The organism is Sphingopyxis sp. 10G20-10 (genome assembly GCF_057365075.1).
In genome coordinates, this window is record NZ_CP195117.1 from 113,709 (window position 1) to 134,834 (window position 21,126).

19 protein-coding genes are annotated in these 21,126 nt (G+C 60.6%); 12 read left to right on the top strand and 7 right to left on the bottom strand.

The genetic code is table 11. The features are described from left to right. Nucleotide 1 precedes the first annotated feature (1 nt). Entirely contained in the window at nt 2-3,445 is a 3,444-nt protein-coding gene (smc, locus tag ACR3XE_RS00535; protein ID WP_486185830.1) for a chromosome segregation protein SMC, read from the top strand. 5 nt (nt 3,446-3,450) lie between these two features. On the opposite strand, the gene ubiA is transcribed toward smc, so the two are convergent. The 4 genes from ubiA to ACR3XE_RS00555 all read right to left on the bottom strand — a co-directional run bounded on the left by ubiA (nt 3,451) and on the right by ACR3XE_RS00555 (nt 7,673). Continuing rightward, nucleotides 3,451-4,359, bottom strand: coding sequence for a 4-hydroxybenzoate octaprenyltransferase (gene ubiA / locus ACR3XE_RS00540; RefSeq protein ID WP_473699496.1), 909 nt, complete (start codon nt 4,357-4,359; stop codon nt 3,451-3,453). Between the two features lie 82 nt (nt 4,360-4,441). Next, the gene (locus ACR3XE_RS00545) at nt 4,442-5,113 is read right to left on the bottom strand and encodes a TadE/TadG family type IV pilus assembly protein (RefSeq protein WP_473699495.1); all 672 of its coding nucleotides are present in this window, start codon (nt 5,111-5,113) and stop codon (nt 4,442-4,444) included. Continuing rightward, the gene (locus ACR3XE_RS00550) at nt 5,104-5,697 is read right to left on the bottom strand and encodes a TadE/TadG family type IV pilus assembly protein (protein WP_473699494.1); all 594 of its coding nucleotides are present in this window, start codon (nt 5,695-5,697) and stop codon (nt 5,104-5,106) included. Before ACR3XE_RS00550 ends, ACR3XE_RS00545 begins: the two co-directional genes overlap by 10 nt. Then, complete coding sequence (locus ACR3XE_RS00555) at nt 5,694-7,673, bottom strand: TadE/TadG family type IV pilus assembly protein (RefSeq protein WP_473699493.1); 1,980 nt, start codon at nt 7,671-7,673, stop codon at nt 5,694-5,696. The genes ACR3XE_RS00550 and ACR3XE_RS00555 overlap by 4 nt, the downstream gene beginning before the upstream one ends. Nucleotides 7,674-7,878: 205 nt before the next feature. On the opposite strand from ACR3XE_RS00555, the gene ACR3XE_RS00560 reads away from it, so the two are divergent. The 3 genes from ACR3XE_RS00560 (at nt 7,879) to ACR3XE_RS00570 (ending at nt 12,137) form a co-directional block, all read left to right on the top strand. Next, the gene (locus ACR3XE_RS00560) at nt 7,879-8,640 is read left to right on the top strand and encodes a 16S rRNA (uracil(1498)-N(3))-methyltransferase (protein ID WP_486185831.1); all 762 of its coding nucleotides are present in this window, start codon (nt 7,879-7,881) and stop codon (nt 8,638-8,640) included. Between the two features lie 73 nt (nt 8,641-8,713). Continuing rightward, complete coding sequence (locus ACR3XE_RS00565) at nt 8,714-10,714, top strand: proprotein convertase P-domain-containing protein (RefSeq protein WP_486185832.1); 2,001 nt, start codon at nt 8,714-8,716, stop codon at nt 10,712-10,714. Nucleotides 10,715-10,763: 49 nt separating this feature from the next. Continuing rightward, nucleotides 10,764-12,137: a glutamate--cysteine ligase gene (locus ACR3XE_RS00570; RefSeq protein WP_473699491.1), complete on the top strand. Its 1,374-nt coding sequence runs from the start codon at nt 10,764-10,766 to the stop codon at nt 12,135-12,137. A 33-nt stretch (nt 12,138-12,170) separates the two neighbouring features. Here ACR3XE_RS00570 and ACR3XE_RS00575 read toward each other — a convergent pair whose 3' ends face one another. Then, nucleotides 12,171-13,529, bottom strand: coding sequence for a methyltransferase family protein (locus ACR3XE_RS00575; RefSeq protein WP_473700276.1), 1,359 nt, complete (start codon nt 13,527-13,529; stop codon nt 12,171-12,173). 267 nt (nt 13,530-13,796) lie between these two features. Between ACR3XE_RS00575 and ACR3XE_RS00580 the strand changes: the two genes are divergently transcribed. Together ACR3XE_RS00580 and ACR3XE_RS00585 are read left to right on the top strand one after the other, a co-directional pair. Further along, on the top strand, nt 13,797-15,005 hold the full coding sequence (locus tag ACR3XE_RS00580; RefSeq protein ID WP_473699490.1) for a peptidoglycan DD-metalloendopeptidase family protein: 1,209 nt from the start codon (nt 13,797-13,799) through the stop codon (nt 15,003-15,005). Nucleotide 15,006: 1 nt separating this feature from the next. After that, a complete protein-coding gene (locus ACR3XE_RS00585) occupies nt 15,007-15,417 on the top strand; it encodes a bactofilin family protein (protein ID WP_473699489.1) in 411 nt (136 codons plus the stop codon). Between the two features lie 3 nt (nt 15,418-15,420). Here the strand turns inward: ACR3XE_RS00585 and ACR3XE_RS00590 are convergent, their stop codons facing one another. Next, nucleotides 15,421-16,179, bottom strand: a complete 759-nt coding sequence (locus tag ACR3XE_RS00590) for a class I SAM-dependent methyltransferase (RefSeq protein WP_473699488.1) — start codon at nt 16,177-16,179, stop codon at nt 15,421-15,423. 78 nt (nt 16,180-16,257) lie between these two features. On the opposite strand from ACR3XE_RS00590, the gene ACR3XE_RS00595 reads away from it, so the two are divergent. Then, on the top strand, nt 16,258-17,040 hold the full coding sequence (locus ACR3XE_RS00595; protein ID WP_486185833.1) for a helix-turn-helix transcriptional regulator: 783 nt from the start codon (nt 16,258-16,260) through the stop codon (nt 17,038-17,040). A 48-nt stretch (nt 17,041-17,088) separates the two neighbouring features. Here the strand turns inward: ACR3XE_RS00595 and ACR3XE_RS00600 are convergent, their stop codons facing one another. Then, a complete protein-coding gene (locus ACR3XE_RS00600; RefSeq protein ID WP_473699486.1) occupies nt 17,089-18,597 on the bottom strand; it encodes a YifB family Mg chelatase-like AAA ATPase in 1,509 nt (502 codons plus the stop codon). Nucleotides 18,598-18,773: 176 nt separating this feature from the next. On the opposite strand from ACR3XE_RS00600, the gene ACR3XE_RS00605 reads away from it, so the two are divergent. Genes ACR3XE_RS00605 through ACR3XE_RS00625 form a run of 5 tightly spaced genes read left to right on the top strand, consistent with a single transcriptional unit; the run spans nt 18,774 to nt 21,124 of the window. Further along, a complete protein-coding gene (locus tag ACR3XE_RS00605) occupies nt 18,774-19,418 on the top strand; it encodes a TetR/AcrR family transcriptional regulator (RefSeq protein WP_473699485.1) in 645 nt (214 codons plus the stop codon). Next, complete coding sequence (locus tag ACR3XE_RS00610; RefSeq protein ID WP_473699484.1) at nt 19,406-19,837, top strand: VOC family protein; 432 nt, start codon at nt 19,406-19,408, stop codon at nt 19,835-19,837. The genes ACR3XE_RS00605 and ACR3XE_RS00610 overlap by 13 nt, the downstream gene beginning before the upstream one ends. Then, on the top strand, nt 19,834-20,052 hold the full coding sequence (locus ACR3XE_RS00615; protein WP_473699483.1) for a DUF4287 domain-containing protein: 219 nt from the start codon (nt 19,834-19,836) through the stop codon (nt 20,050-20,052). Before ACR3XE_RS00610 ends, ACR3XE_RS00615 begins: the two co-directional genes overlap by 4 nt. A 5-nt stretch (nt 20,053-20,057) precedes the next feature. Next, on the top strand, nt 20,058-20,732 hold the full coding sequence (locus ACR3XE_RS00620) for a glutathione S-transferase family protein (protein WP_486185834.1): 675 nt from the start codon (nt 20,058-20,060) through the stop codon (nt 20,730-20,732). A gap of 20 nt (nt 20,733-20,752) precedes the next feature. Beyond that, the gene (locus tag ACR3XE_RS00625; RefSeq protein WP_473699481.1) at nt 20,753-21,124 is read left to right on the top strand and encodes a DUF1428 domain-containing protein; all 372 of its coding nucleotides are present in this window, start codon (nt 20,753-20,755) and stop codon (nt 21,122-21,124) included. Nucleotides 21,125-21,126: the final 2 nt, after the last annotated feature.

Genomic DNA, 21,126 nt, shown 5'->3' on the forward strand with positions numbered 1-21,126 from the left:
CGTGCAGATAAAAAGGCTGCGCCTCACCGGTTTCAAATCCTTTGTCGAACCCACCGAGCTGCGGATTGAGCCGGGGCTGACCGGGGTCGTTGGCCCCAATGGCTGCGGCAAATCCAATTTGCTGGAGGCCATTCGTTGGGTGATGGGCGAATCCTCCCCCAAATCGCTGCGCGGTGGCGGGATGGAAGATGTCATCTTCGCGGGCACATCGTCGCGCCCGGCGCGCGATTTTGCCGAAGTGGCGATCCATTGCGATAGCGAGGGCGCGACAGTCGCCGGGCTTTCCGACGCCAGCGACGGCCACGAGCTAGAGGTTATCCGCCGCATCGAACGCGGCACTGGATCGGCTTATCGCGCCAATGGCCGCGACGTCAGGGCCAAGGATGTCGCGCTGATCTTTGCCGATGCCGCCACTGGCGCGCACAGCCCGGCACTGGTCAGTCAGGGCAAGATCGCCAATGTCATCGCCGCAAAACCGACCGACCGCCGCGCGATGCTGGAGGAAGCCGCCGGAATCGCCGGTTTGCATGTTCGTCGCAAAGATGCCGAACAGAAACTGCGCGCCACCGAAACCAATCTCACCCGCCTGTCCGAAATCACCGCCGATATGGAAAGCCGCGCCAATGCGCTGCGGCGGCAGGCGCGCGCGGCGGAGAAATACAAGCGTCTAACCGACGAGATTAAACTGGCCGAAGCGCGAATGATCTATGCGCGCTGGCGCGATGCCGCCGCTGCCGCCGACCAGGCACGGCGCGATTCCGATTCAGCCGAAGCCGCCGTCAAGCAGGCGCAGGCCGAACTCGACACCATCGCCAAGGCGCAAACCGAGGTGGCGACACGCGTGGCCACCGCCCGCAGCACCGCCCAATCGCAACGCGATCAGTTGGGCCACGCGACCGCAACGCAGGTCCGCCTCGCCAGTGAAGAACGGGCCGCGCAGCAACGGCTCGACGATCTGGCGGCTCAACAAGTGCGGCTAGCCGACGATCGCGCGCGCGAAGGTGAATTTGCGCGTGAAGCGCATGGCGCGCTGACCGGGCTGGACACCGAGGCCAAAAGACTGTCGCAAGAGCTGGCGCAGCATGGCGCGGGCAAAGCCGCTCTGGTCGAGGCCCATCAAACTGCCCAATCCTTGCTGCGCGACGCCGAAGTCTTTCTGGCCCAAGCGCGCGCACAGGCGGCAAGCGAAGCGGCGGACCGACGGATCGCGGTGTCAGCGCGCGATGCAGCCGAAGCAGCGGTACAACGGCTCAAGGATGAGCAGCAGCGTATAGACGCCGAAATTGCGGCGCTGGGTGACAGCGCGGGGCTTGCCGCGCAACTGGACGAAAGCAGGAAGTCGGCAGCACAAGCCGAGGCGGCAATTGGTGATGGCGAACGCGCGTTGGCCAATGCCGAATCGGAGCGCGAGGTCGCCGCCGCAAAAATTGCCGATATCGACACCGGACTGGCCGAAGCCCGCGCCGCCTTTGCCGCGCTGGAAGGGGAGGCTACGACACTGACCCGCGCGCTCGCCGCCGCCAAATCCGACGCTCATCCGGTACTGGAAGCGGTGCGGGTGACGCCCGGTTATGAATCAGCACTGGCCGCGGCACTGGGCGATGATTTGGACGCAGGGGTCGACGCCGGGGCCGACCGCAGCTGGCAGGGGGCCAAGAGTCAGGATTCGGATCCACCGCTGCCAAAAGACTGCCCGTCGCTGGGTGATTTCGTCAAAGGCCCGGACGCACTTACGCGGCGCCTGACGCAAGTTACCGTGGTGGAAAAGGATGCAGGCCAGAGGCTCGCCGTCGGTCAGCGGCTGGTCACCAAAGAAGGCGTGATGCGGCGCTGGGACGGATTTATTGCGCGTGGCGATGGCGCCACCGCGACCGAACGGCTGGTCCGGCAGAACCGCCTCGATGCGATTTCGGCGCAACGGCCACGGGTTGAATTGGGGGTGATGCAGCTCAGCGACAAGCGCGATGCAGCAGCCAACCAATTGGCGGTGCTGACCGATTCAGTCGCCGAAGCCCGAAAACAGCTTTCCATCGCCGACGAAACCCGCAGAACAGCCCTACGCGCCGTTGACCAAGCCCAAAGCGCCTGCGACCGGCATCGCGAAGCATCGGGCTTGTTCGACCGGCGCAAAGGTGAAATTGCCGCCGCCTCAGCCGAGGCCGGAGACCAATTGGCCGCGCAAGTGGCGGCGCTGGCGGTGCTGCCCGACGACAGCCTCGCGCGCACAGCGCTGGATACACAGGAGCAGACGGCCGAACGCGCGCGCGCCGATGCCGCAACCGCACGCGACGCGTTGACAGAACATGACCGTTTGCTGGCCTCGCTCAGCGAACGTCAGGCGGTGGTCGGTTCGGAGATCAAAAGCTGGAAGGCCCGCGCAGGAGAAGCGGCGCGCCGCGTGACCGATATGGACAAGCGCGCCGATGCGCTCAGCGCCGAAAGCACCAAGCTCGCCGATCTGCCTGCCCGACTTGCCAAGGAGGTCGCTGCGGCGGAAGCACAACAAGCTGCGCTGCGCGACAGCGTCGCCTTGGCCGAGGCGCAAGAGCGCGAAGCCGAAGCCGCCCTGCGCGAAACCGACGCCAAGCTGGCGACCATCCGTGAGAGCCTGGCCACAGCCCGCGAGGCGCGCGCCGGAGCGACGGCGCGGTCGGAAAATGCTGAACTGCGGCGCATCGAAATGGGGCGACTGTCGGGCGAACGCTTTGAATGTCCGCCGCCCTTGCTGCCCAAAACGGCAGGATTTGAAGGCGATTCTGTCGGTGAAGCCGGGCAGGAATCGACGCAGCATGACCGGCTTATCAGTGACCGCGACCGACTGGGTCCGGTCAATCTGGTCGCCGCCGACGAACTCGCCGAACTGGACGAAGCGCGCGAGAAAAGCGCCGCCGAGATTGAGGAATTGACCCAAGCTGTCCATCGCCTGCGGGGATCGATCGGCAATCTCAACCGCGAAGGGCGGGTGCGCCTGCTCGCCGCGTTCGAAACGGTGAACGAACATTTCCAGCGATTGTTCAGCACCTTGTTCAATGGTGGTCAGGCGCATCTGGAGCTGGTCGATTCGGATGACCCGCTCGAGGCGGGGCTGGAGATTATGGCGCAGCCGCCGGGCAAGCGGCTCGGCACGCTGACTCTGTTGTCAGGGGGCGAACAGGCGCTGACCGCCATCGCGCTAATCTTTGGCCTGTTCCTGACCAATCCCGCCCCGATTTGTGTCCTCGACGAAGTCGATGCCCCGCTTGACGATGCGAATATCGAGCGGTTTTGCGATTTGCTCGACCGCATGACCCGCGAAACCAACACCCGCTATCTGATCGTCACCCATAACGCCGTCACCATGGCGCGAATGCACCGGTTGTTCGGTGTGACAATGATCGAAAAGGGCGTGTCACGGCTGGTATCGGTCGACCTTGGCGGGGCAGAAGAATTGCTCGCCGCCGAATAGTAGGGTCAGGGCGCGCTGCCCACCACCAGCATCGCCGCAAACACCAGCAGACCGGCAAAACGGTTGCTGCGAAATTTGGTGAGCGCGTCGCGCCCGTCATGGCGATCAAGCGTCACCAACTGTCCCGTCAAATGGAGCGCCGCCGGAAGCAGCGCGACGAACACCAGTGGATCGGGACGCACCTGCCACAAGGCACCAGCCCAAAAGGCAAGCGCGGTCATATAGCAAAGCGCCACGCCGACGCGCACGCGCGACCCCATCGCCCGCGCACTGGATTTGACCCCGATCAGCGCATCATCCTCGATATCTTGCAGGGCATAGATGGTGTCATATCCCACCACCCACGCGATTGACCCGATATAGAGCAATATCATCGCATGGTTGCCTGTCCCGTCGACGGAAATCCAGCCGACAAGCGCGCCCCAGCTGAACACCAGACCCAGCCAGACCTGCGGCCACCATGTAATGCGCTTCATAAACGGATAGGCGGCCACCAGAGCCAGGCTGAACAAGGCCACAATTTGCGCCTCGCGGCGGAGCTGAAACAGCACCGCCAGCCCAATGAGCGACAGCAGCGCAGCCCACAGCGCCGCCGCCCGCACCGATACCGCGCCGCTGGCCACCGGGCGCACCGCAGTTCGGGCGACCTTTGCATCAAGGTCGCGATCGACAATATCATTATAGACGCAGCCGGCGCCACGCATCGCCACTGCACCGAGCAGCAGCCATAGGAACAGGGGCCAGAACTGCCGCGCGCCCCCCGCCAGCGCCAATCCCCAGGCGCACGGCCAATAGAGCAGCCACCAGCCAATCGGCCGGTCCAGACGTGCAAGCAGAATATAGGGGCGAAGACGCGCGGGCAGCCATGCGGCAAGCCCGCTCAATTGGGTGTCGGGGGGAAGCGTGGTCGTCATGGACCACCCCTGTTCCCCCTAACAGCCGAATTGCAAGTCTATTTTCTGGCGATAACGGACGCGACCCAGTATTAAACGTCGCTTAGCTACAGTTCGAAGCTGTCGCCGTCGGGGCCGGATTAAAGACCTGCGACAAGTCGCGAGATTCGCGAATATTGAACGCCGCAGAGGTGCGGATCGTTTTGGGACCAAGCCATTTGCCATAGAGCAACGGCTGATATTGATAATAAACTTCGACAAACATGACGGCGGTTCCGGCCGCTGCCGTCACTTCCTTGCCCGTCGGCCCCATACCCGGAAAACCTGTTCCGCTGGACCCAGCACCCGCCACACCATAGCTGGAAGCCGCCGTCAGATCGCCAAAACAGCGCTGCCAATGGATCCATTGGCCGCCGTCGCTATTGCGCTCAAGGCTCGACAGGATGATCCGGCCATGGCTTTTGAAATCCAGATCGCCGGCCTGTTCATTCACGCCCGTAAACACCTCATTGATGTCGAGTTCGCGAATGCGGGGCTGGGACAGATTGCTACCAAAGGCGATACGCGAGGCATTGTCTGCCGCACTAAGCGCAATGTTGCTGACCCGAGTAGTCGTGAGCGTAAGACTGGCGATTTCCATCCCGGCAAAGCCGATGAGAATCATGAATGGAATCGTGAAGGCCATTTCGATCATCACCACAGCCCGGCTGTCGCGAACAAGGCGCAACCAACGACCCGCGCGCAGGCGGCGGTGCAAGATAGAGATTAAGTGCATATGACCGTACTCGTGGTTGTGCTGGTGTTATAGGGCTGGTTGCGCAAGATGGTTTTAGCGCTAATCGATTTGGTCTGCGGCTGGCCCAGCATCTTCCAGACCGGAAGAATACGGGTGATCGTCATCGTTGCGGTGTAGAGCACCACATCATCCGCGCCGCCATTGCCGGCGGCACCGCGGTCGGCGTCCCAGCTGCCATTGCCGTTGACGTCCTCAAAACATTCACCGCTGTCATATTGGCCATTGCCATTATCATCGGTGTAGCTTTCCGGATTCCCGATATCGTCATAGCTGTCGTATGATACGCGCGAAAAGGTGACATTGGCATCCTTGAACACTCTCTGCACCTGCGCGCTAACCTGTGCGTCGAGCGCGGCTTGGCTGTTCGCAACACCCTCCATCGTCGAGGCGCGCCCGACTTTGGCGACGGCGCCCGACAGGACTTCCTTGGCATAAAGCTGCCAAGAGAAATCAAAGATTCCCATCAGGACGAGCAGGAACAGCGGTGCCGTGAGGGCAAATTCGGTGATCGCATTGCCGCGATTGTCCCGCGCCAGCCGGTGAAAGAAGCGACGACCCATCATTGCGACAGCCTCAGTTTCGAAATCTGCCGGGCAATCGCCTGGAAATTATCGTTGAGCTGTGACGCATTGGCGGCCTGATAGGCCTTGTTCGCGCTGGCACAGGACGTCAACGAACTGTTGAGCGCCGTGCCAAAGCCGATAACCCAGACCGTGATATTCTTGGCCTTGGCGGCCGAACAAAGCTGTTGAAAGCGGTTGTTATGCCGATTCGTCAAGTCAGTGTTGCTGGTGCCGCCCACCCGGTGCATCAAATGCTCATACCCCTGAAACGTCAGGTTGCCCATGTTGGGGGCCATGTCGCCGTCGGTCATGAAAACGATGTGGCGGCTGATCGGGCGATTGTTCGGCGCAACCGCATTTTCATCGGCGAACATTCCGTCCGGCGACAGCAGGCGTACACCCCACACCATACCCGAGTCATGATAGGTACCACCCAGCGGTTGGAGCGAGTTGATATAGGTCTGAAAGCTGGACCGGTCGCTGGCGGTTTGTGTCGTCAGCTTCATCGCGGCCGCCGGGCATACGCCCCAGCCATTGGCCCAATATTTTGAGTAATTCTGCCAGCTGCCGTTCGAACTGCTGTTGCTGGTTACACTGTTCTTATTGACCGTAATCGCGCCTTGGCTGGACGGCGTATTCGACGGATAGCTGGCACGCGGAAAGGCGATCTGGGGGATCAGGACTTTCCATTTGCTGTCATCATCGCTGGTCGGTGCTGTATCGACATCCATATCCTCGGCATCCGACGGTGCCGTCTGGTTCGAAGCAAAAGGCGACGTGGCGCGTTCGATGATGCAGCCACCCCAAGTGTTGGTGTCATTGGCACCATTATCGCCGGTATCGGTCACAATCGCCGATCCTGCCTTGGCCTGGCTGACATCGAACACGCGATCCTCATAGGTGTATTTATCATCGAACACCTGCGTCGGCGTTTCGGTGGTCGTGGAGGTGGTCGTGCGCGTGTAAGTCACCGTCCGCCGCTGGAGTCTGCACTTGTTTCTGGTCCAGTTGTATCGGTAATTATAATAAGCATAGGTCTGATTATTATCGCGCGTGGTGACGCGATCACCATCACTGTTGACATATTGACCGGTCTGATTGGATTGCGGCTGTCCGCTCGGTGACGGTGACGAATCCGAAGGCGGGGTCAGATTGGAGCAGCTACTGCTGTTCTGACCATTGACCTTGCCCTTGTTGGACCAGCCCGAATATTCGGTGTTGCCGTCCACCGGATCCGAATAGGTCGTCGTACCTGAACTATATTCGACCCGGTAAACCGGTGAGCGCGACGGCAGCAATACGCTGTCCGACAACCATGACGGGTTCTTGGCATAGAGAATCGAGCCGACATTGACCGATGAGCTGTAAGGCACAACGCCAAAGCGCAAGCGGCCATCGCCAACATCGGCGGTGGTCAAAGTGTCAAAGAAATCCATCGTCGCATTTTTGAGCGCGGTGATGCGGTTGACCGAATCCCCGCTATTGGTTGTGTCCATCGATCCGGTGACGTCGAGCACCAGCATCACGTCGGCATTCGAGATTTCCAGTTTTGCCGTGCAGCTCACCGAAAGATTGAACTGGTTATAGTTGAAAATCTTCATGATCGCGGTGGGCAGAGTCGCGGTGGCGGTGCCGACCACATCCGATGTCCCCTGCGCCACAGAAGAGAAATTTATGCTCTGGCTGCCATAGGTGTCAGTCGGATAGTTATAGTTGAACATTTTGTCAGCTTCAGCTTTAGCACTGGCATTATAAGTGCTGCTCGCCATAGCGCGCCGACCGGCCAGAACGCCGGCGTCGCACGCCTGTTGCAAGCGCTGTCCGGCCATATAGGCGCGGCCTATATCAACCCCTGAACCGACAAGCCCCATGAGCGGAATCGTTGCTGCAGCAACCAGGAATAGCGAGTTGCCGCGCTGGTCGCGCAGCAGTGCTTTGGCGCCTTGTAAAGACCGTCTGAATATCGTCCGATCCATCCCCACGTACCTCCCTTGTCCGCTGCAGTCTGTTCAAAATGGACGCATGGAATGTTGCACCTAAGTCGAGATTGCTTACCAAATTGCTAATGTCCGGCTGTGGCAGGGCGCGGAATTGCGGCGATTCTGACCCGTATTGAGACAACTCGGTTCCACGCATTTCGGGGGTGCGCCGATAAAATGCGGTCTGCTATAGGCCTTGGTCATGGCTGCCACCCCCGCCTGGCCCCCCGCCAGCACCCCTCGCTTGTTCGTCGATTCTGAGATCGGCCCGTCCTGCACGACAGAAATATCGGGGCCATCGGCTCATTATCTGTTGCATGTGATGCGAATGAAGGTCGGCGATCCGCTTTTGCTATTCGACAATCGCAGCGGCGAATGGCTTGCCCAAGTGGAAACGACAGCCAAGCGATCATTGCGCGTTGCAGTAGAGCGGCAGACTCGCGGTATTGAATCTGCCCCCGATCTGTGGCTGTGCTTTGCTCCGGTGAAAAAGGCGCGGCTGGACTGGATCGTCGAAAAGGCCACCGAACTCGGCGTCGCGAGGCTGCAACCCGTCATCACCGAACGCACGATCGTCGACCGGGTCAAAAGTGATCGGCTGCGCGCCCAGATGATCGAGGCGTGCGAGCAATGCGGGCGAACCAGCATCCCGTCGCTTGCCGAACCGGTCAAGCTGACGTCCTTATTGGACAACTGGCCCGCCGAACGCGCGCTGCTGTTCGCAGACGAAGCGGGTGGCACCGCCATGTCGCGGATCAATGCATCGCCACCCGCCGCCATCTTAATCGGACCCGAAGGCGGTTTTACCGATCGCGAGCGCGCCCTGCTACTCGCCTGCCCCGCGACGCTTCACCTGGGGCTTGGGCCACGTATTTTGCGCGCCGAAACGGCGGTCGTTGCGGCGATCAGCCTGTGGATGGAAGCGCATGGCGACTGGCAGGGGACACCAAGCCCCGTGCCATGATGAAACATGTTTTGACGCCGACCGGGCCGATATTAACCGGCTATTAGCTATGATTGGGCAATGACGGGCTGATATGGTGTCTGCATTTCGTCCTATTGCCAGCCTAGCTGCGCGCCTAACATCGCTGCTGAGACTGTTCAGTCTGATTGCCGCGGCGTTAGCTATGCTGTGGTCGAGCGCTGCGGCTGCTCAGACGAGCAGCAGCTATTCCAACACCACGCAGGCTTCGGTCAATGAGAATGTGACCCCTTGCAACAATCCGCTGGTGCGGAACTTTACGGTCACGTCCAATCTTATAACGACCGACGTCAACATCGGCGTGGTCATCGCCCACACCTATCGCGGCGATCTGATCATGACGCTGCAGTCGCCTTCGGGCACACGCGTGGTCATCAATTCCGGCGTCGGCAATGGCGCGAACAACTTCAATGTCCTGTTGGATGACAGCGCCGGGTCGACACTGTCGACGCACACATCAAATGATACGGCAAACAGCGCCGCGAGCGCACCGCCCTATCAACGCAATTTTCGTCCGTCGAACGCCCTGTCAGCCTTCGACGGCGAAGCCATGATCGGGACGTGGCGACTTGAAATCTGTGACCAATATAATCAGGATTCGGGCACCTACTATCGCTCCGACCTCTATTTGACCGGCATTTCCGGCAATTACGCCGACCTGTCACTGACCAAGACCGTCAGCAATGCATCACCCGCCAACGGCACCGCCATCAGCTATACGTTGAACGTCACCAATTCGAGCGTGTCGCCGCAAACCGCCAACGGCGTCACCGTCACGGACAATCTGCCCGCCGGTTTCACCTTTGTCAGCGCGTCAGGTTTTGGCAGCTATAATAGCGGCACCGGTGTTTGGAGTGTGGGCTCTGTTCCTCCTGGCGTAACGCGCAGCCTGACCATCAACGGCACGGTCAATGCCACCGCAGGGGCAACCGTCACCAACAGCGCCGAGGTGACGGCATCGTCAATCATCGATGTCGATTCCACACCCAACAACGGGGCCACAAACGAAGATGATTATGCCAGCCGCAGCTTTACGGTGGCGGGCACCCGAGTGGCGGGAACGCCTCCCGTGCTGACTTGTCCCGCTGGCACATCGCTGTTCGACTGGAACACTATCAGTTGGGCCGCAGGCAGCACCAACAATAATTATACGCAGGCGAATATCGGGACGATCAACTTTGCAATCAGCAATCCCGCAACCTTCGTCAACGACGCCAGCTTCGGAGGACTTAGCCCGACCAATGCCAGCCGCGCCGTCAACAGCAGCGCCAATGACGGCGGCTTTGCATCGACCGAAAGCGCCCTGCATCTTTACATCGACTTCGCCACTCCGTCGCAGGTGGCGACCACCACCATCACTTTGCCGACCGCCGTTCCGGGAGCACAATTCCGCATTTTCGACATCGATTATGCGAACAACGACTTTGCCGACAAGATTATCGTCACCGGCTATTTCGGCGCGACTCCCGTCTATCCCACGCTAACCAATGGCGTCGCCAACTATGTGACCGGCAATGTCGCCATCGGCGATGTCGGGGCGGGCAACACCTCCGCCGACGGCAATGTCGTTATCACCTTCTCCAGCCCGATCGACCGGATTGTCATCGGCTATGGCAATCATACCACCGCGCCGTCCAATCCAGACGGGCAAGCGATGGCCATCCACGACATCACATTTTGTCGGCCCACGACCAATTTGACGATCAGCAAGACCAGCAGCGTCATCAGCGACCTGACCAATGGCACAACCGATCCCAAAGCCATTCCGGGCGCGACCATGCGCTATTGCATCTTGGTGTCGAACGCCGGCAGCGGCACCGCCACCATCATAAACGTCAACGACAATCTGCCAGCCCTCACCAGCTATGTCGCAGGCTCGATAAAAAGCGGGACCAGCTGTGCCGGTGCGACGACAGCAGAGGATGACAACGCCAGCGGAGCCGACGAAAGCGACCCCTTTGGCGCGGCGATCAGTGGGGCCGCGCTCAGTGCGACCGCGCCGTCGCTTGCCCCCGGCGCCGCCTTTGCCATTGTCTTTGACGCCACCGTCAACTGACACTTCGCTGGGGCTGGTCAGACGTCACTGCGCCGCTTAAAGACCTCAAATGAGTACGCGCACCGCTTCCGACCCCAACGATCCCGTCATCACCCATCGGGATCAACTGGCTGCCCCCATGATCAAGGGCGAAAAGCCCAAAGATCAGTGGCGTATCGGCACCGAGCATGAAAAATTCGTCTATCGCACCAGCGACTATTCGGCCCCTTCCTATGACGAAAAGGGGGGCATCCGCGACCTGTTGATGGCGCTGACGCAATATGGATGGGAACCGGTGATCGAGGGCGGCCAAGTGATTGCCCTCTCTGGCAGCGACGGAGCGGTCAGCCTCGAACCCGCAGGCCAACTGGAATTATCCGGCGCGCCGCTGGAAAATCTACATCAGACCTGCGCCGAAACCGGCCGCCATCTGAAACAGGTCAAAGAGGTTGGTGCCGAACTGGGGCTCGGTTTTCTGGGGGCCGGCATGTGGCCCGACAAGACCCGCGCCGAGCTACCGATCATGCCCAAGGGCCGCTATAAAATCATGCTCGACCATATGCCCCGCGTTGGCACGATGGGGCTCGACATGATGCTGCGCACTTGCACCATCCAGACCAATCTCGACTATGAATCAGAAGCTGACATGGTGCAGAAATTCCGCGTGTCACTGGCGCTTCAGCCGCTCGCGACAGCGCTCTTTGCCAACTCGCCCTTCACAGAGGGTAAGCCCAACGGCATGTTGTCCTATCGCAGCCATATCTGGACCGACACCGACCCCGCGCGCACGGGCATGTTGCCCTTCGTGTTCGAGGATGGGTTCGGCTATGACCGTTATGTCGACTATATGCTCGACGTCCCGATGTATTTCGTGTTTCGCGATGGCCGTTATATCGACGCCGCGGGCCAGAGTTTCCGCGACTTTATGAAGGGTGAGCTGCCCGCCTTGCCGGGCGAATTGCCGAGCCTGTCCGATTGGACCGATCATCTGTCGACCGCTTTTCCCGAAGTTCGGCTGAAAAGCTTTCTGGAAATGCGCGGAGCCGACGGCGGCCCATGGAACCGCATTTGTGCGCTGCCCGCGCTGTGGGTCGGGCTGCTCTATGATCAAGGCGCGCTCGATGCGGCCTGGGATGTGGTCAAGGACTGGAGCATCGAAGAACAGCAAGCGCTGCGCGATGCGGTGCCGCGCGAAGGGCTATGTGCCATCGCGCCGGGCGGCGGAACCGTCCGCGACCTCACGACACGTATCCTCGACATTGCTGCAGCCGGCCTTGCGGCACGCGGCGAGGTGAATTCGATGGGCGACAATGAAGTGGGCTTTCTGGAACCGCTGCGCCGTATCGCCGCGAGCGGCATATCCCCGGCCCATGACCTGCTCGATCGGTTCAACGGCCCATGGGCAGGCGATCTATCGCACCTCTATAATGAATTGAGCTTTTAGGTTTTTCCACAGAAGCCTTGAAACAGAGAAACCCTATGCCACCGGGCCGACGCGCGGGTCGGGCTCCAGCCGGATCAACGGGCGGGTGCGACCGGTGAGGCGCGCGAACAGGCGCGGTATAACCGCCTTTTCCTGCGCCCAGTTCCAATAGGCCTGATACGCCGGATCGGCGAGCAGATGCTTTTCTTCGGTCTTGGCGCGCCAATAATAGACGCTGCTGACCAGCCCCAATATGACGACATTGCGCGCGCCCTCTGTCCAGCCGCCAGCGGTGACAAGGAACGGCAAGGACCCAATCCACCAGGTTATGTTTTTCGCAAGATAGGCCGGGTGGCGCGTAAAACTGTAAGGGCCGTGGGTGATGACACCGCGATGGGTCAGGTTGGAAAAGCGGATACCGAACGCCATCGTCGCCCAGCTGTAAACCGCGGTCAGGCTGACGAGCACAATGCCCCAGATAATCATCAGATTGTCATGCCCGGCCAACCAATAGCCCCAGTCCGAACCGCCCACCTGATAATCGAGCGGACCCCCGCTCATCAGGATGAAGGGCGGATAGCAGATCAGCGCCGCGACCCACGCCATGCCATAAGGATTTGCAGTGCGAATATGCGAATCGAGCGGCTTGAGTGTCATAATATAGCCAACGGTCGCGATATGGACGTCGATCAAATAGCAAAAACTAATCGCCCACCACCCCGTCATATAGGGATTGGCGAGGACTTCGCTCATCGGCACGGTGACGAGCGAGCCGAAATTTCCCGGCACGATCGACAGCATGAACGCGGTGTAGAATCCCTTCACCGCCCAGGCGCGCATATGATGGGCAATGGCGCGCTTGTCGGCCTGATCGCGCGGCCCGATCAGCCAGCTGCCAAAGGCGTGACAGCCGTCGCGCGGGTTCACCATCCGGCGGTCAACCCACAGCATATAGGGCACCGACACCAACAACAGCCACGGCACCACCCGTTCAAGCAGCGTCATCGAAAAGGCGTAATTGCCCGTCCAATAATAGCGCATAATCGCATAGGTCAGCGCGATCAGGCCCCAAGTTGTCCACAAACCAGTGAGCTTAACAAGGCTGATGTCGATGGTTTCGCGCCAAGACCGCCGCAGCGACCAGTCAATTCCGGTCGACGGATTGCGATGCACCTTGTCGACAAATACCGACCACAACACCATCGGCACGCCGCAGGCCAGCACGCTGGCGATGGCCGAATTGGGTCCGTTCATTGGACCACGATTGCCCCAGTCAATGCCCAGAAAAGAAGCAATTTCAGGTACATAACGGGCTATCAGCAAATAGCTGACCAGGCCCAATAGTCCGACGATACCAACGCCGGCACTGACCGCCGAGCGGGGTCGCGCGCCGAATTGACTATCGGTTGGCAGAGCGAGATTGGCCGTCGGTGACAGCGCAAGTTTGGGCACATGGTTCACGCCCTGTCGCTAGCAAGAAATGGTAAGCAAGCCGTCAACGATAAACAGTGATTCGCGCGCAAATAAGGCCCATTTTGGTGAGGTTCCACGTTTCACCGCATCCTGCCTTCGATTCACCCCGACTCGCGGCGCAAAGATTCGCCGCCTGACAAAAGCCCTGATACATGGCGTTCATCCGGGGCGGAGAGGCTCCAGCAAAAAAACATATGGGGTCGTAAATTGCCATCCGAATCGACTGGCCTGAGCCAGTGGCGCGATCGTATTGGCGCCCTGTTTCAGGATCATGAAATCTTTGTTCGCACGCACGGACAGGTCCGTTTCCTGCACGTTAGCGCTGTGTGGCAAAAGCGCGTTGCGATGATCGTCGGCGCGGTTGTGCTGGCGTGGGCCGCCGTAACAGCTGCGATGCTGGTCAATCAGGCGCTGACCGCTGGCGAACGTATCGAACTCACCCGCCAACAGGCCGCCGTCGCCAAATCCGAAGCCAATGTCGCCAAATATCGCGGTCGCATCGCAGAAACCGCCGCTGACCTCGCCGCGCGGCAAGCGCAGCTGGAGGAAATGGTCGGCGAACATCTGGTCCCGGTTAATGCTGTCGTGGCTGACCCGGCAAAAAAAACAACCGCCGCCGACAGATCCACCTCGGAAAAGGTCGTCAGCGACGCCAGCACAACCTCTGGGCTGCCAGTCGAAGCCCGTAAATTGGCGCAACTGGAAGTGCAGCAGGAAAGCTTTGCCCGCCGCCTACTCGTCGCCGTCAATGCCCGTGCGAGCAAGGCCGAACAGGCGGTCGCCAAGCTGGGGTTCGATCCGGGCAAAATCGTTGCCAATGCCGCGAGCGGTCGAGGTGGCCCCTTCATCCCTTATCGCGGTCGCCGCGATGCCAGCACGGTGATGCCTCCGACCTTCAGTGCGCTTGAAAAGGCGCTATTCCGTATGGAAGCGCTCGAACGCACATTGGTCGCCATTCCGTCAGGCAACCCCGCCAATGTGCTGATGAAGACATCGAACTTTGGTTTTCGCCGCGACCCGTTTAACGGACGCCTCGCGATGCATGCGGGAATCGATTTTCGCGGCCCCATCGGCACCCCCATCCTTGCGGCGGCGCCCGGCAAAGTCGTCTTTGTCGGCCAGCGTTCGGGCTATGGCAATGTTGTCGAGGTTGATCATGGGCAGGGCATATTGACCCGCTATGCTCACTTGTCCGGCTTCACGACAAAGGTCGGCAGCAAGGTTGCTGCGGGTGAACAGATCGCCAAAATGGGGTCGACGGGTCGCTCGACTGGCAGTCACCTGCATTTTGAAGTTCGTTTGAACGGCGTACCGGTAAACCCGCGCCGCTTTTTGGAGGCTAAAGCTGATGTTCTCAAAGTCAAAGCCGTCGCCCGCCAACGAGTCGGCGCCCTCGCCCTCGCAGCCGCCCGCTAAAATGGCTACGGGCGCCCGCCATACCACTTTTTCGATCCTCGGATCGGACGTTGTCGTCACCGGCAACATCGTCGCCACCGTCGATCTGCACGTCGATGGCAAGATCGAAGGCGACCTGAAATGCGCCAATCTGGTGCAGGGTGAAGCCAGCGAGATCAAGGGTGCCGTCGTCGCCGAAAGCGCCAAGATGGCGGGCCTCGTCGACGGATCCATCGACGCCAAAACGCTGATCATCCACACCAGCGCGCGGATCACCGGCGATGTCGCCTATGAAAATATCACCATCGAAAATGGTGCCAAGGTCGAAGGCAAACTCACCCACCGTCGCCACGGCGCTGGCGGCCCCAAACTGGTCGCGCAGACGGGCGGCCCCGAACCGGTAGCAGTCAAAACGACGTCGCTGGGGGTCTGACCGCTACCCTGCCTCGATAACTAATGTGTCGATGGTGAAAGAACCGTCCGCCTCAATTGCGAAATGCTGCGCCACTTCTGATTGAGCCATGGTCTGCAACGACCGGATGGCCACCCTATGCTCTGCGGGTGTCCGCATCCGCGCCGTCCAGATGGCAAAATCCATGCGCAGTCTTGCCCGCGTAACGCCCTGAACGGCAAAGCCGGACCGCTCTAGCATCGCCATCCATTCCTGCGGCGTATAGTCGCGGACATGCGAAGGATCGCGCAGCAATTCCACCGTTTGCAGATGTGTATCAGCGGCTGCGTCATGTGGAGCGACAACATCAACAAAAATTGCTGGTGAACCGGCGCGCAACACTCGCCGCGCCTCGCGCAGCCCCGATTCCACATCGCGCCAGTGGTGCGCGGAAAAACGGCAGGCCAGAAAATCGAAGCTGTCGGCGTCGAACGGCAGCGCTTCAGCCGCTCCAGCGCAGGTCGCTATATTGGGAATGCCGCGCTGTTCGGCTTCGCCCGCAATCGCCGTCAGCATGTCGGGCGACAGGTCACAAGCGGTTACGTGTTGAGCGAAGGGTGCGATTGCATAGCTGACATGACCGCCTCCCGCGCCCAGATCCAGCGCATGAGCAGGCTGGGCAGATTTTGCGAGGACCGCAATCTGGTCCAAATCCGCACCCGCAGCATGAACGGCGCTGGTGACATAATCGGCGGCGGTGGCACCGAACTGGCGTTGCACCAACTGGTCGTGATTGTTGGTCATGGCAATCTCCTTACCCGCAATCTTTGCCATTATTTACCCTATTACAATGGATAAACTTATCCTGTTATAAGCTTGCCTATGCAGGATGACGAACAACGTAATATGCTGGGTGCATTTGTGCGGGCGCGCCGTGAGAGCATCACGCCCGATACGCCGGGTCGCCGCCGTCGCACCCCAGGCTTGCGGCGCGAAGAACTCGCATCCCGCGCTGGTATCGGTACGACGTGGGTGGCGTGGATCGAACAGGGGCGCGAGGTCCACCCGTCAGCTGAAACCTTGGCTCGTCTCGCCAACGGCCTGTGCCTCACGCGGGCCGAACGCGTCTATTTGTTCCGGCTCGCTGGACGTCATGATCCGGCTGATCCGTTCGCATCAGCCACACACCACGCCCCCGATGCAATCGCTGCGATTGTCGATGCCTTGCCTTGGCCCGCATATGGGCTTGATCCGGCGTGGACAATATGTTGCGCCAACAAGGCGGCGCGCCATTTATTTGCCGGTCTGTTCGATGGGGAAACGGGCGATGATACCACTCCCAATCTTCTGGTTTACACCTTCACCCACCCCTCAGCTCAGACACTTTTGCCGGACTGGGAAACCCGTGCCTTGCGCCTGCTTGCCGAATTTCGCCGCGATTATAGCCGCGCATTGGCCGACCCGCGGGTAAAAGCCGGTGTCGAGTGGTTGCGCGAACATAGTGTGCTGTTCCGTACTGGCTGGGAGCGCCAGTCGGTGGTCGCCCCAGAGGGAGGCGTGCGGAGATTCAACCATCCCGATGACGGCCAACTAACCTTCACCCAGCACAGCCTTGCCGAAGTAGAGCGTGATGATTTCAGACTAATATTCCTCAAGCCGAACTAGACGCATAATCGGCCATAGCAGCAGCCTGTCACCCATATTTTTATGGCGTCAATTCCGCGGCGCTTGCCTCCGATAGCTAAGTGCTTCCGCCAAGTGGATGCGGGTGATGGCGTCTGCACCTGCGAGGTCAGCAATCGTCCGCGCCACCCGCAATATCCGCGTGTAGCCGCGCGCCGATAGCCTCATCGCTTCGGCGGCCTGCGTGAGCAATTTACGCCCTGCCTCATCGGGTGTGGCGACTGCCTCTAACAGTTCGCCATCGATCTCGGCATTGGTCCGGGCCTTGTGGTCAGCGTATCGCGCGGTCTGACGGTCGCGTGCTGCCGCCACGCGCGCGGCAACCTCGGCGCTGCCCTCGGCGGGGGGCGGGAGAATGAGGTCGGCGGCGCTCACCGCCTCGACTTCGACATGAAGGTCGATACGGTCGAGCAGCGGGCCCGAAACCTTGGCCTGATAATCGGCGGCACAGCGCGGGGCGCGGCTGCACGCCAGCGCGGGATCGCCCAGATGGCCGCATCGGCACGGATTCATCGCCGCGATCATCTGGACCCGCGCGGGGAAAGTGACATGCGCGTTGGCGCGCGCGACACTGACCTCTCCGGTCTCCAGCGGCTGGCGCAGGCTGTCGAGCACGGTGCGTTGAAATTCGGGGAGTTCGTCGAGAAACAATACACCGAGATGGGCAAGGCTGACTTCGCCCGGCCGCACCCGCAGACCGCCGCCGACGAGCGCGGGCATCGACGCCGAATGGTGGGGTGAACGGAACGGTCGGGCGCGGACCAGCCGTCCGCCCTCCAACTGTCCCGCCACCGAAGCGATCATCGACACCTCCAGCGCCTCGCCCGGATTCAAATCGGGGAGTATGCCCGGAAGGCACGCGGCCATCAGCGACTTGCCCGCGCCCGGTGGCCCGACCATCAACAGATTATGTCCGCCGGCCGCCGCAATCTCCAGCGCGCGCTTGGCGACCTCCTGCCCTTTCACCTGCGACAGATCGGCCATGCGGCGCGATTCTTCGACCTCGCCGGGTTTGGGCGGTGCCAACAGCGCCGTCCCCTTGAAATGATTGAGCAACGACAAAAGGTCGGGCGCAGCGAGCACTTCGACATTGCCCGCCCACGCCGCCTCTGGCCCCTGCGCGACCGGACAGACGAGTCCGCAATCCTGACTACCGGCATGGAGCGCGGCGAGCAGCACGCCGGGTGAAGGCGCGACGCGGCCATCGAGGCCCAGTTCGCCCACCACGACATAGCTCGCCAGCGTTTCGGCATCGACCACCCCCATCGCACCGAGCAGCGCGAGCGCGATGGGAAGGTCATAATGCGAGCCTTCCTTGGGCAAGTCGGCGGGCGACAGGTTGACGGTGATGCGTTTGGGCGGCAGCGACAAGCCAATCGCCGCCAGCGCTGCGCGCACCCGCTCGCGACTTTCGCCGACCGCCTTGTCGGGCAGGCCGACGACGGTGAAGTGCGGCATACCGGGCGCAATCTGGCATTGCACCTCGATCCCGCGCGCTTCGAGCCCGAGATAAGCGACACTGGAAACGATCGCGACCATGAATGCCCCCACATGCTTTCGCAGGCTTTGCAGCTTGTGCCTGCTTTGTTCCACTTCCCTTTAGCCACCAAGTGCGTGAAAGGTCGAGTCTTTTTCCGGACGCGTTCGTCAGCGGCCCGCACCAATGCTAAAGGCCTTACTTGCCAACATACCAACTAGTCGGTATGTTGGCTCTCATGATCCCGAATCGCCCCTTTCGCCCAACTCCGGTCACGGCTCGCGACAAATTGCTCGAAGCCGCCGTAAAGCTGGTCCGCGCGCAGGGTTTTGCTGGCACCTCGGTCGACGCATTGTGCGCCGAAGCGGGTGTGACCAAGGGCGCCTTCTTTCATCATTTCGCTAGCAAAGAGGCGCTCGGCGTTGCCGCCGCCGATTATTGGACAAGCTGCACCGGCAGCTTTTTCGACGATGCCCCCTATCGCCAGCTTCCCACAGCGCGCGAGCGCGTGCTCGGCTATATTGACCTGCGCCACGCTCTCCTTGCCGGCGAGCCACAGCAATTCAGCTGTGTCGCGGGCACGATGGTCCAAGAGGCGTTTCAGACCAGCGAAGCCATCCGCGCCGCCTGCGAAGCGAGCATCAGCGGTAACGCGTCCAAACTCACCGCCGACATAGCCGAAGCACTCGCCGAAGCCGGGCGCGACGACATCGACCCTGCCGGTCTGTCGCTGCACATCCAGGCGGTGCTGCAGGGCAGCTTCATCCTCGCCAAAATGGGCGGGGGGGCGGCGGCTGCCAAGACCAGCGTCGCGCATCTGAAACGTTACTTCACCCTTTTATTCAACGCGCAAGCACAGGAGCCCGCGCCATGTCCCGTATGATTTTTGTCAACCTGCCCGTCACCGACCTGCCGCGCGCCATGGCTTTTTACAGCGCCCTCGGCTTCACCAATGAACCGCGCTTCACCGATGATACCGCCGCCTGCATGATACTCACCGATTCGATCTTCGTCATGCTGCTGACTCACGACAAATGGGCAAGTTTCACCCAGCGCCCCATCCCCGATACGGGATCAAGTGAGGTTATGTTGGCGGTGACATGCGACAACCGCGACGCGGTCGACACAATGACAGACATTGCGGGCGCGAACGGTGGCACCGCTGACATTAATCCGGCTCAGGATCATGGCTTTATGATGAGCCGCAGCTTTGCCGATCCCGACGGCCATGTCTGGGAATCATTCTGGATGGACCCCGCCGTTGCGAACGGCGACACTGAAGCGCCCGAGATCGCGGCATGAGCTTTCAGGCCTATCTCGACAACATAGAAACCAAGACGGGAAAATCGCCTGCCGATTTCAAAGTGATGGCTGAAACAAAGGGCCTGACAGACCCATCGGGGCTCGCGCCGGGCGTCAAGGCCGGACAGGTCATCGACTGGCTCAAGTCCGATTTCGACCTCGGTCATGGTCACGCCATGGCCATTGTCGCCATGCTCAAAGGGAAAAAGGAGTAACGCCCATGCCTGTTGATCCCGCCGCCACCATCGAAGTCACCGGTTTCAAATGGGTGCCCGACTTTGCGAAAGGACAGGTCCGCGACCTGCGCCCGCGCTGGGCGCTCGAAGAGCTGGGCCTGCCCTATCGCGAGCGATTATTCAGCGCGCTCGATCCGCGTCCCGACACCTATTATCGCGAACAGCCCTGGGGCCAGGTGCCGGTTATGACCGATGGCGACCTGCATATCTTTGAAAGCGGCGCGATCCTGCTGCACCTTGGAGGCAAGGATGCGAGGCTGCTTCCGACCGACGAACAGGCGCGGCTGCGCGTTACCAGTTGGCTGCTCGGCGCGTTCAACAGCATTGAACCCATGATGATGCAATTCGCGACCATCGACATCTTCGCGAAGGATGAAGAATGGGCCAAGCTGCGCCGCGCCAGCTTGCTGGAATTTGCCGGACAAAGGCTCGACCGCTTGGTCAATGCGCTGGGTGACCGCGACTATCTGGTCGATGATTTCAGCATCGCCGACATCGCCATGGCGACAATCCTGCGAATCCCCCGTTCCACCGATTTAATCCCCAGTCGTCCGGCACTCGCCGCCTATGTCGCGCGTTGTGAAGAGCGACCGGCGTTCCAGCGCGCATTGGCCACGCAAATGGCGACCTATGCCGAAAACGAGCCGAAAACGGCCTGACCATCAAAAGGAGAGAGACGATGAGCTATATTGACGGATTCGTCATCGCGGTGCCCACCGCGAACAAACAGAAATTCATCGACCATGCCAATGCCAGCGATGGCATGTTTATCGACTATGGCGCGACGCGTGTGCTGGAATGCTGGGCCGATGATGTCCCCGATGGCAACGTCACAGATTTCCGAAAGGCAGTCGCAGCCAAGGATGATGAAACCGTCGTATTCAGCTGGATCGAATGGCCCGACAAGGCGACACGTGATGCTGGAATGGCCAAAATGATGGACCCCGAAAACCCCGATCCGCGCATGGACCCGGCCAAAAACCCGATGCCGTTCGATGGCAAGCGGATGATTTACGGCGGCTTTGCCCCGGTCGTCGAATTGAAAGGATAAGG

Bases quoted from the DNA above. Each gene is read 5' to 3' on its own strand.
- ubiA (WP_473699496.1), bottom strand. From the start codon at position 4,359: ATGACGACCACGCTTCCCCCCGACACCCAATTGAGCGGGCTTGCCGCA.
- ACR3XE_RS00545 (WP_473699495.1), bottom strand. From the start codon at position 5,113: ATGCACTTAATCTCTATCTTGCACCGCCGCCTGCGCGCGGGTCGTTGG.
- ACR3XE_RS00550 (WP_473699494.1), bottom strand. From the start codon at position 5,697: ATGATGGGTCGTCGCTTCTTTCACCGGCTGGCGCGGGACAATCGCGGC.
- ACR3XE_RS00555 (WP_473699493.1), bottom strand. From the start codon at position 7,673: ATGGATCGGACGATATTCAGACGGTCTTTACAAGGCGCCAAAGCACTG.
- ACR3XE_RS00560 (WP_486185831.1), top strand. From the start codon at position 7,879: ATGGCTGCCACCCCCGCCTGGCCCCCCGCCAGCACCCCTCGCTTGTTC.
- ACR3XE_RS00565 (WP_486185832.1), top strand. From the start codon at position 8,714: ATGGTGTCTGCATTTCGTCCTATTGCCAGCCTAGCTGCGCGCCTAACA.
- ACR3XE_RS00570 (WP_473699491.1), top strand. From the start codon at position 10,764: ATGAGTACGCGCACCGCTTCCGACCCCAACGATCCCGTCATCACCCAT.
- ACR3XE_RS00585 (WP_473699489.1), top strand. From the start codon at position 15,007: ATGGCTACGGGCGCCCGCCATACCACTTTTTCGATCCTCGGATCGGAC.
- ACR3XE_RS00590 (WP_473699488.1), bottom strand. From the start codon at position 16,179: ATGACCAACAATCACGACCAGTTGGTGCAACGCCAGTTCGGTGCCACC.
- ACR3XE_RS00595 (WP_486185833.1), top strand. From the start codon at position 16,258: ATGCAGGATGACGAACAACGTAATATGCTGGGTGCATTTGTGCGGGCG.
- ACR3XE_RS00600 (WP_473699486.1), bottom strand. From the start codon at position 18,597: ATGGTCGCGATCGTTTCCAGTGTCGCTTATCTCGGGCTCGAAGCGCGC.
- ACR3XE_RS00605 (WP_473699485.1), top strand. From the start codon at position 18,774: ATGATCCCGAATCGCCCCTTTCGCCCAACTCCGGTCACGGCTCGCGAC.
- ACR3XE_RS00610 (WP_473699484.1), top strand. From the start codon at position 19,406: ATGTCCCGTATGATTTTTGTCAACCTGCCCGTCACCGACCTGCCGCGC.
- ACR3XE_RS00615 (WP_473699483.1), top strand. From the start codon at position 19,834: ATGAGCTTTCAGGCCTATCTCGACAACATAGAAACCAAGACGGGAAAA.
- ACR3XE_RS00620 (WP_486185834.1), top strand. From the start codon at position 20,058: ATGCCTGTTGATCCCGCCGCCACCATCGAAGTCACCGGTTTCAAATGG.
- ACR3XE_RS00625 (WP_473699481.1), top strand. From the start codon at position 20,753: ATGAGCTATATTGACGGATTCGTCATCGCGGTGCCCACCGCGAACAAA.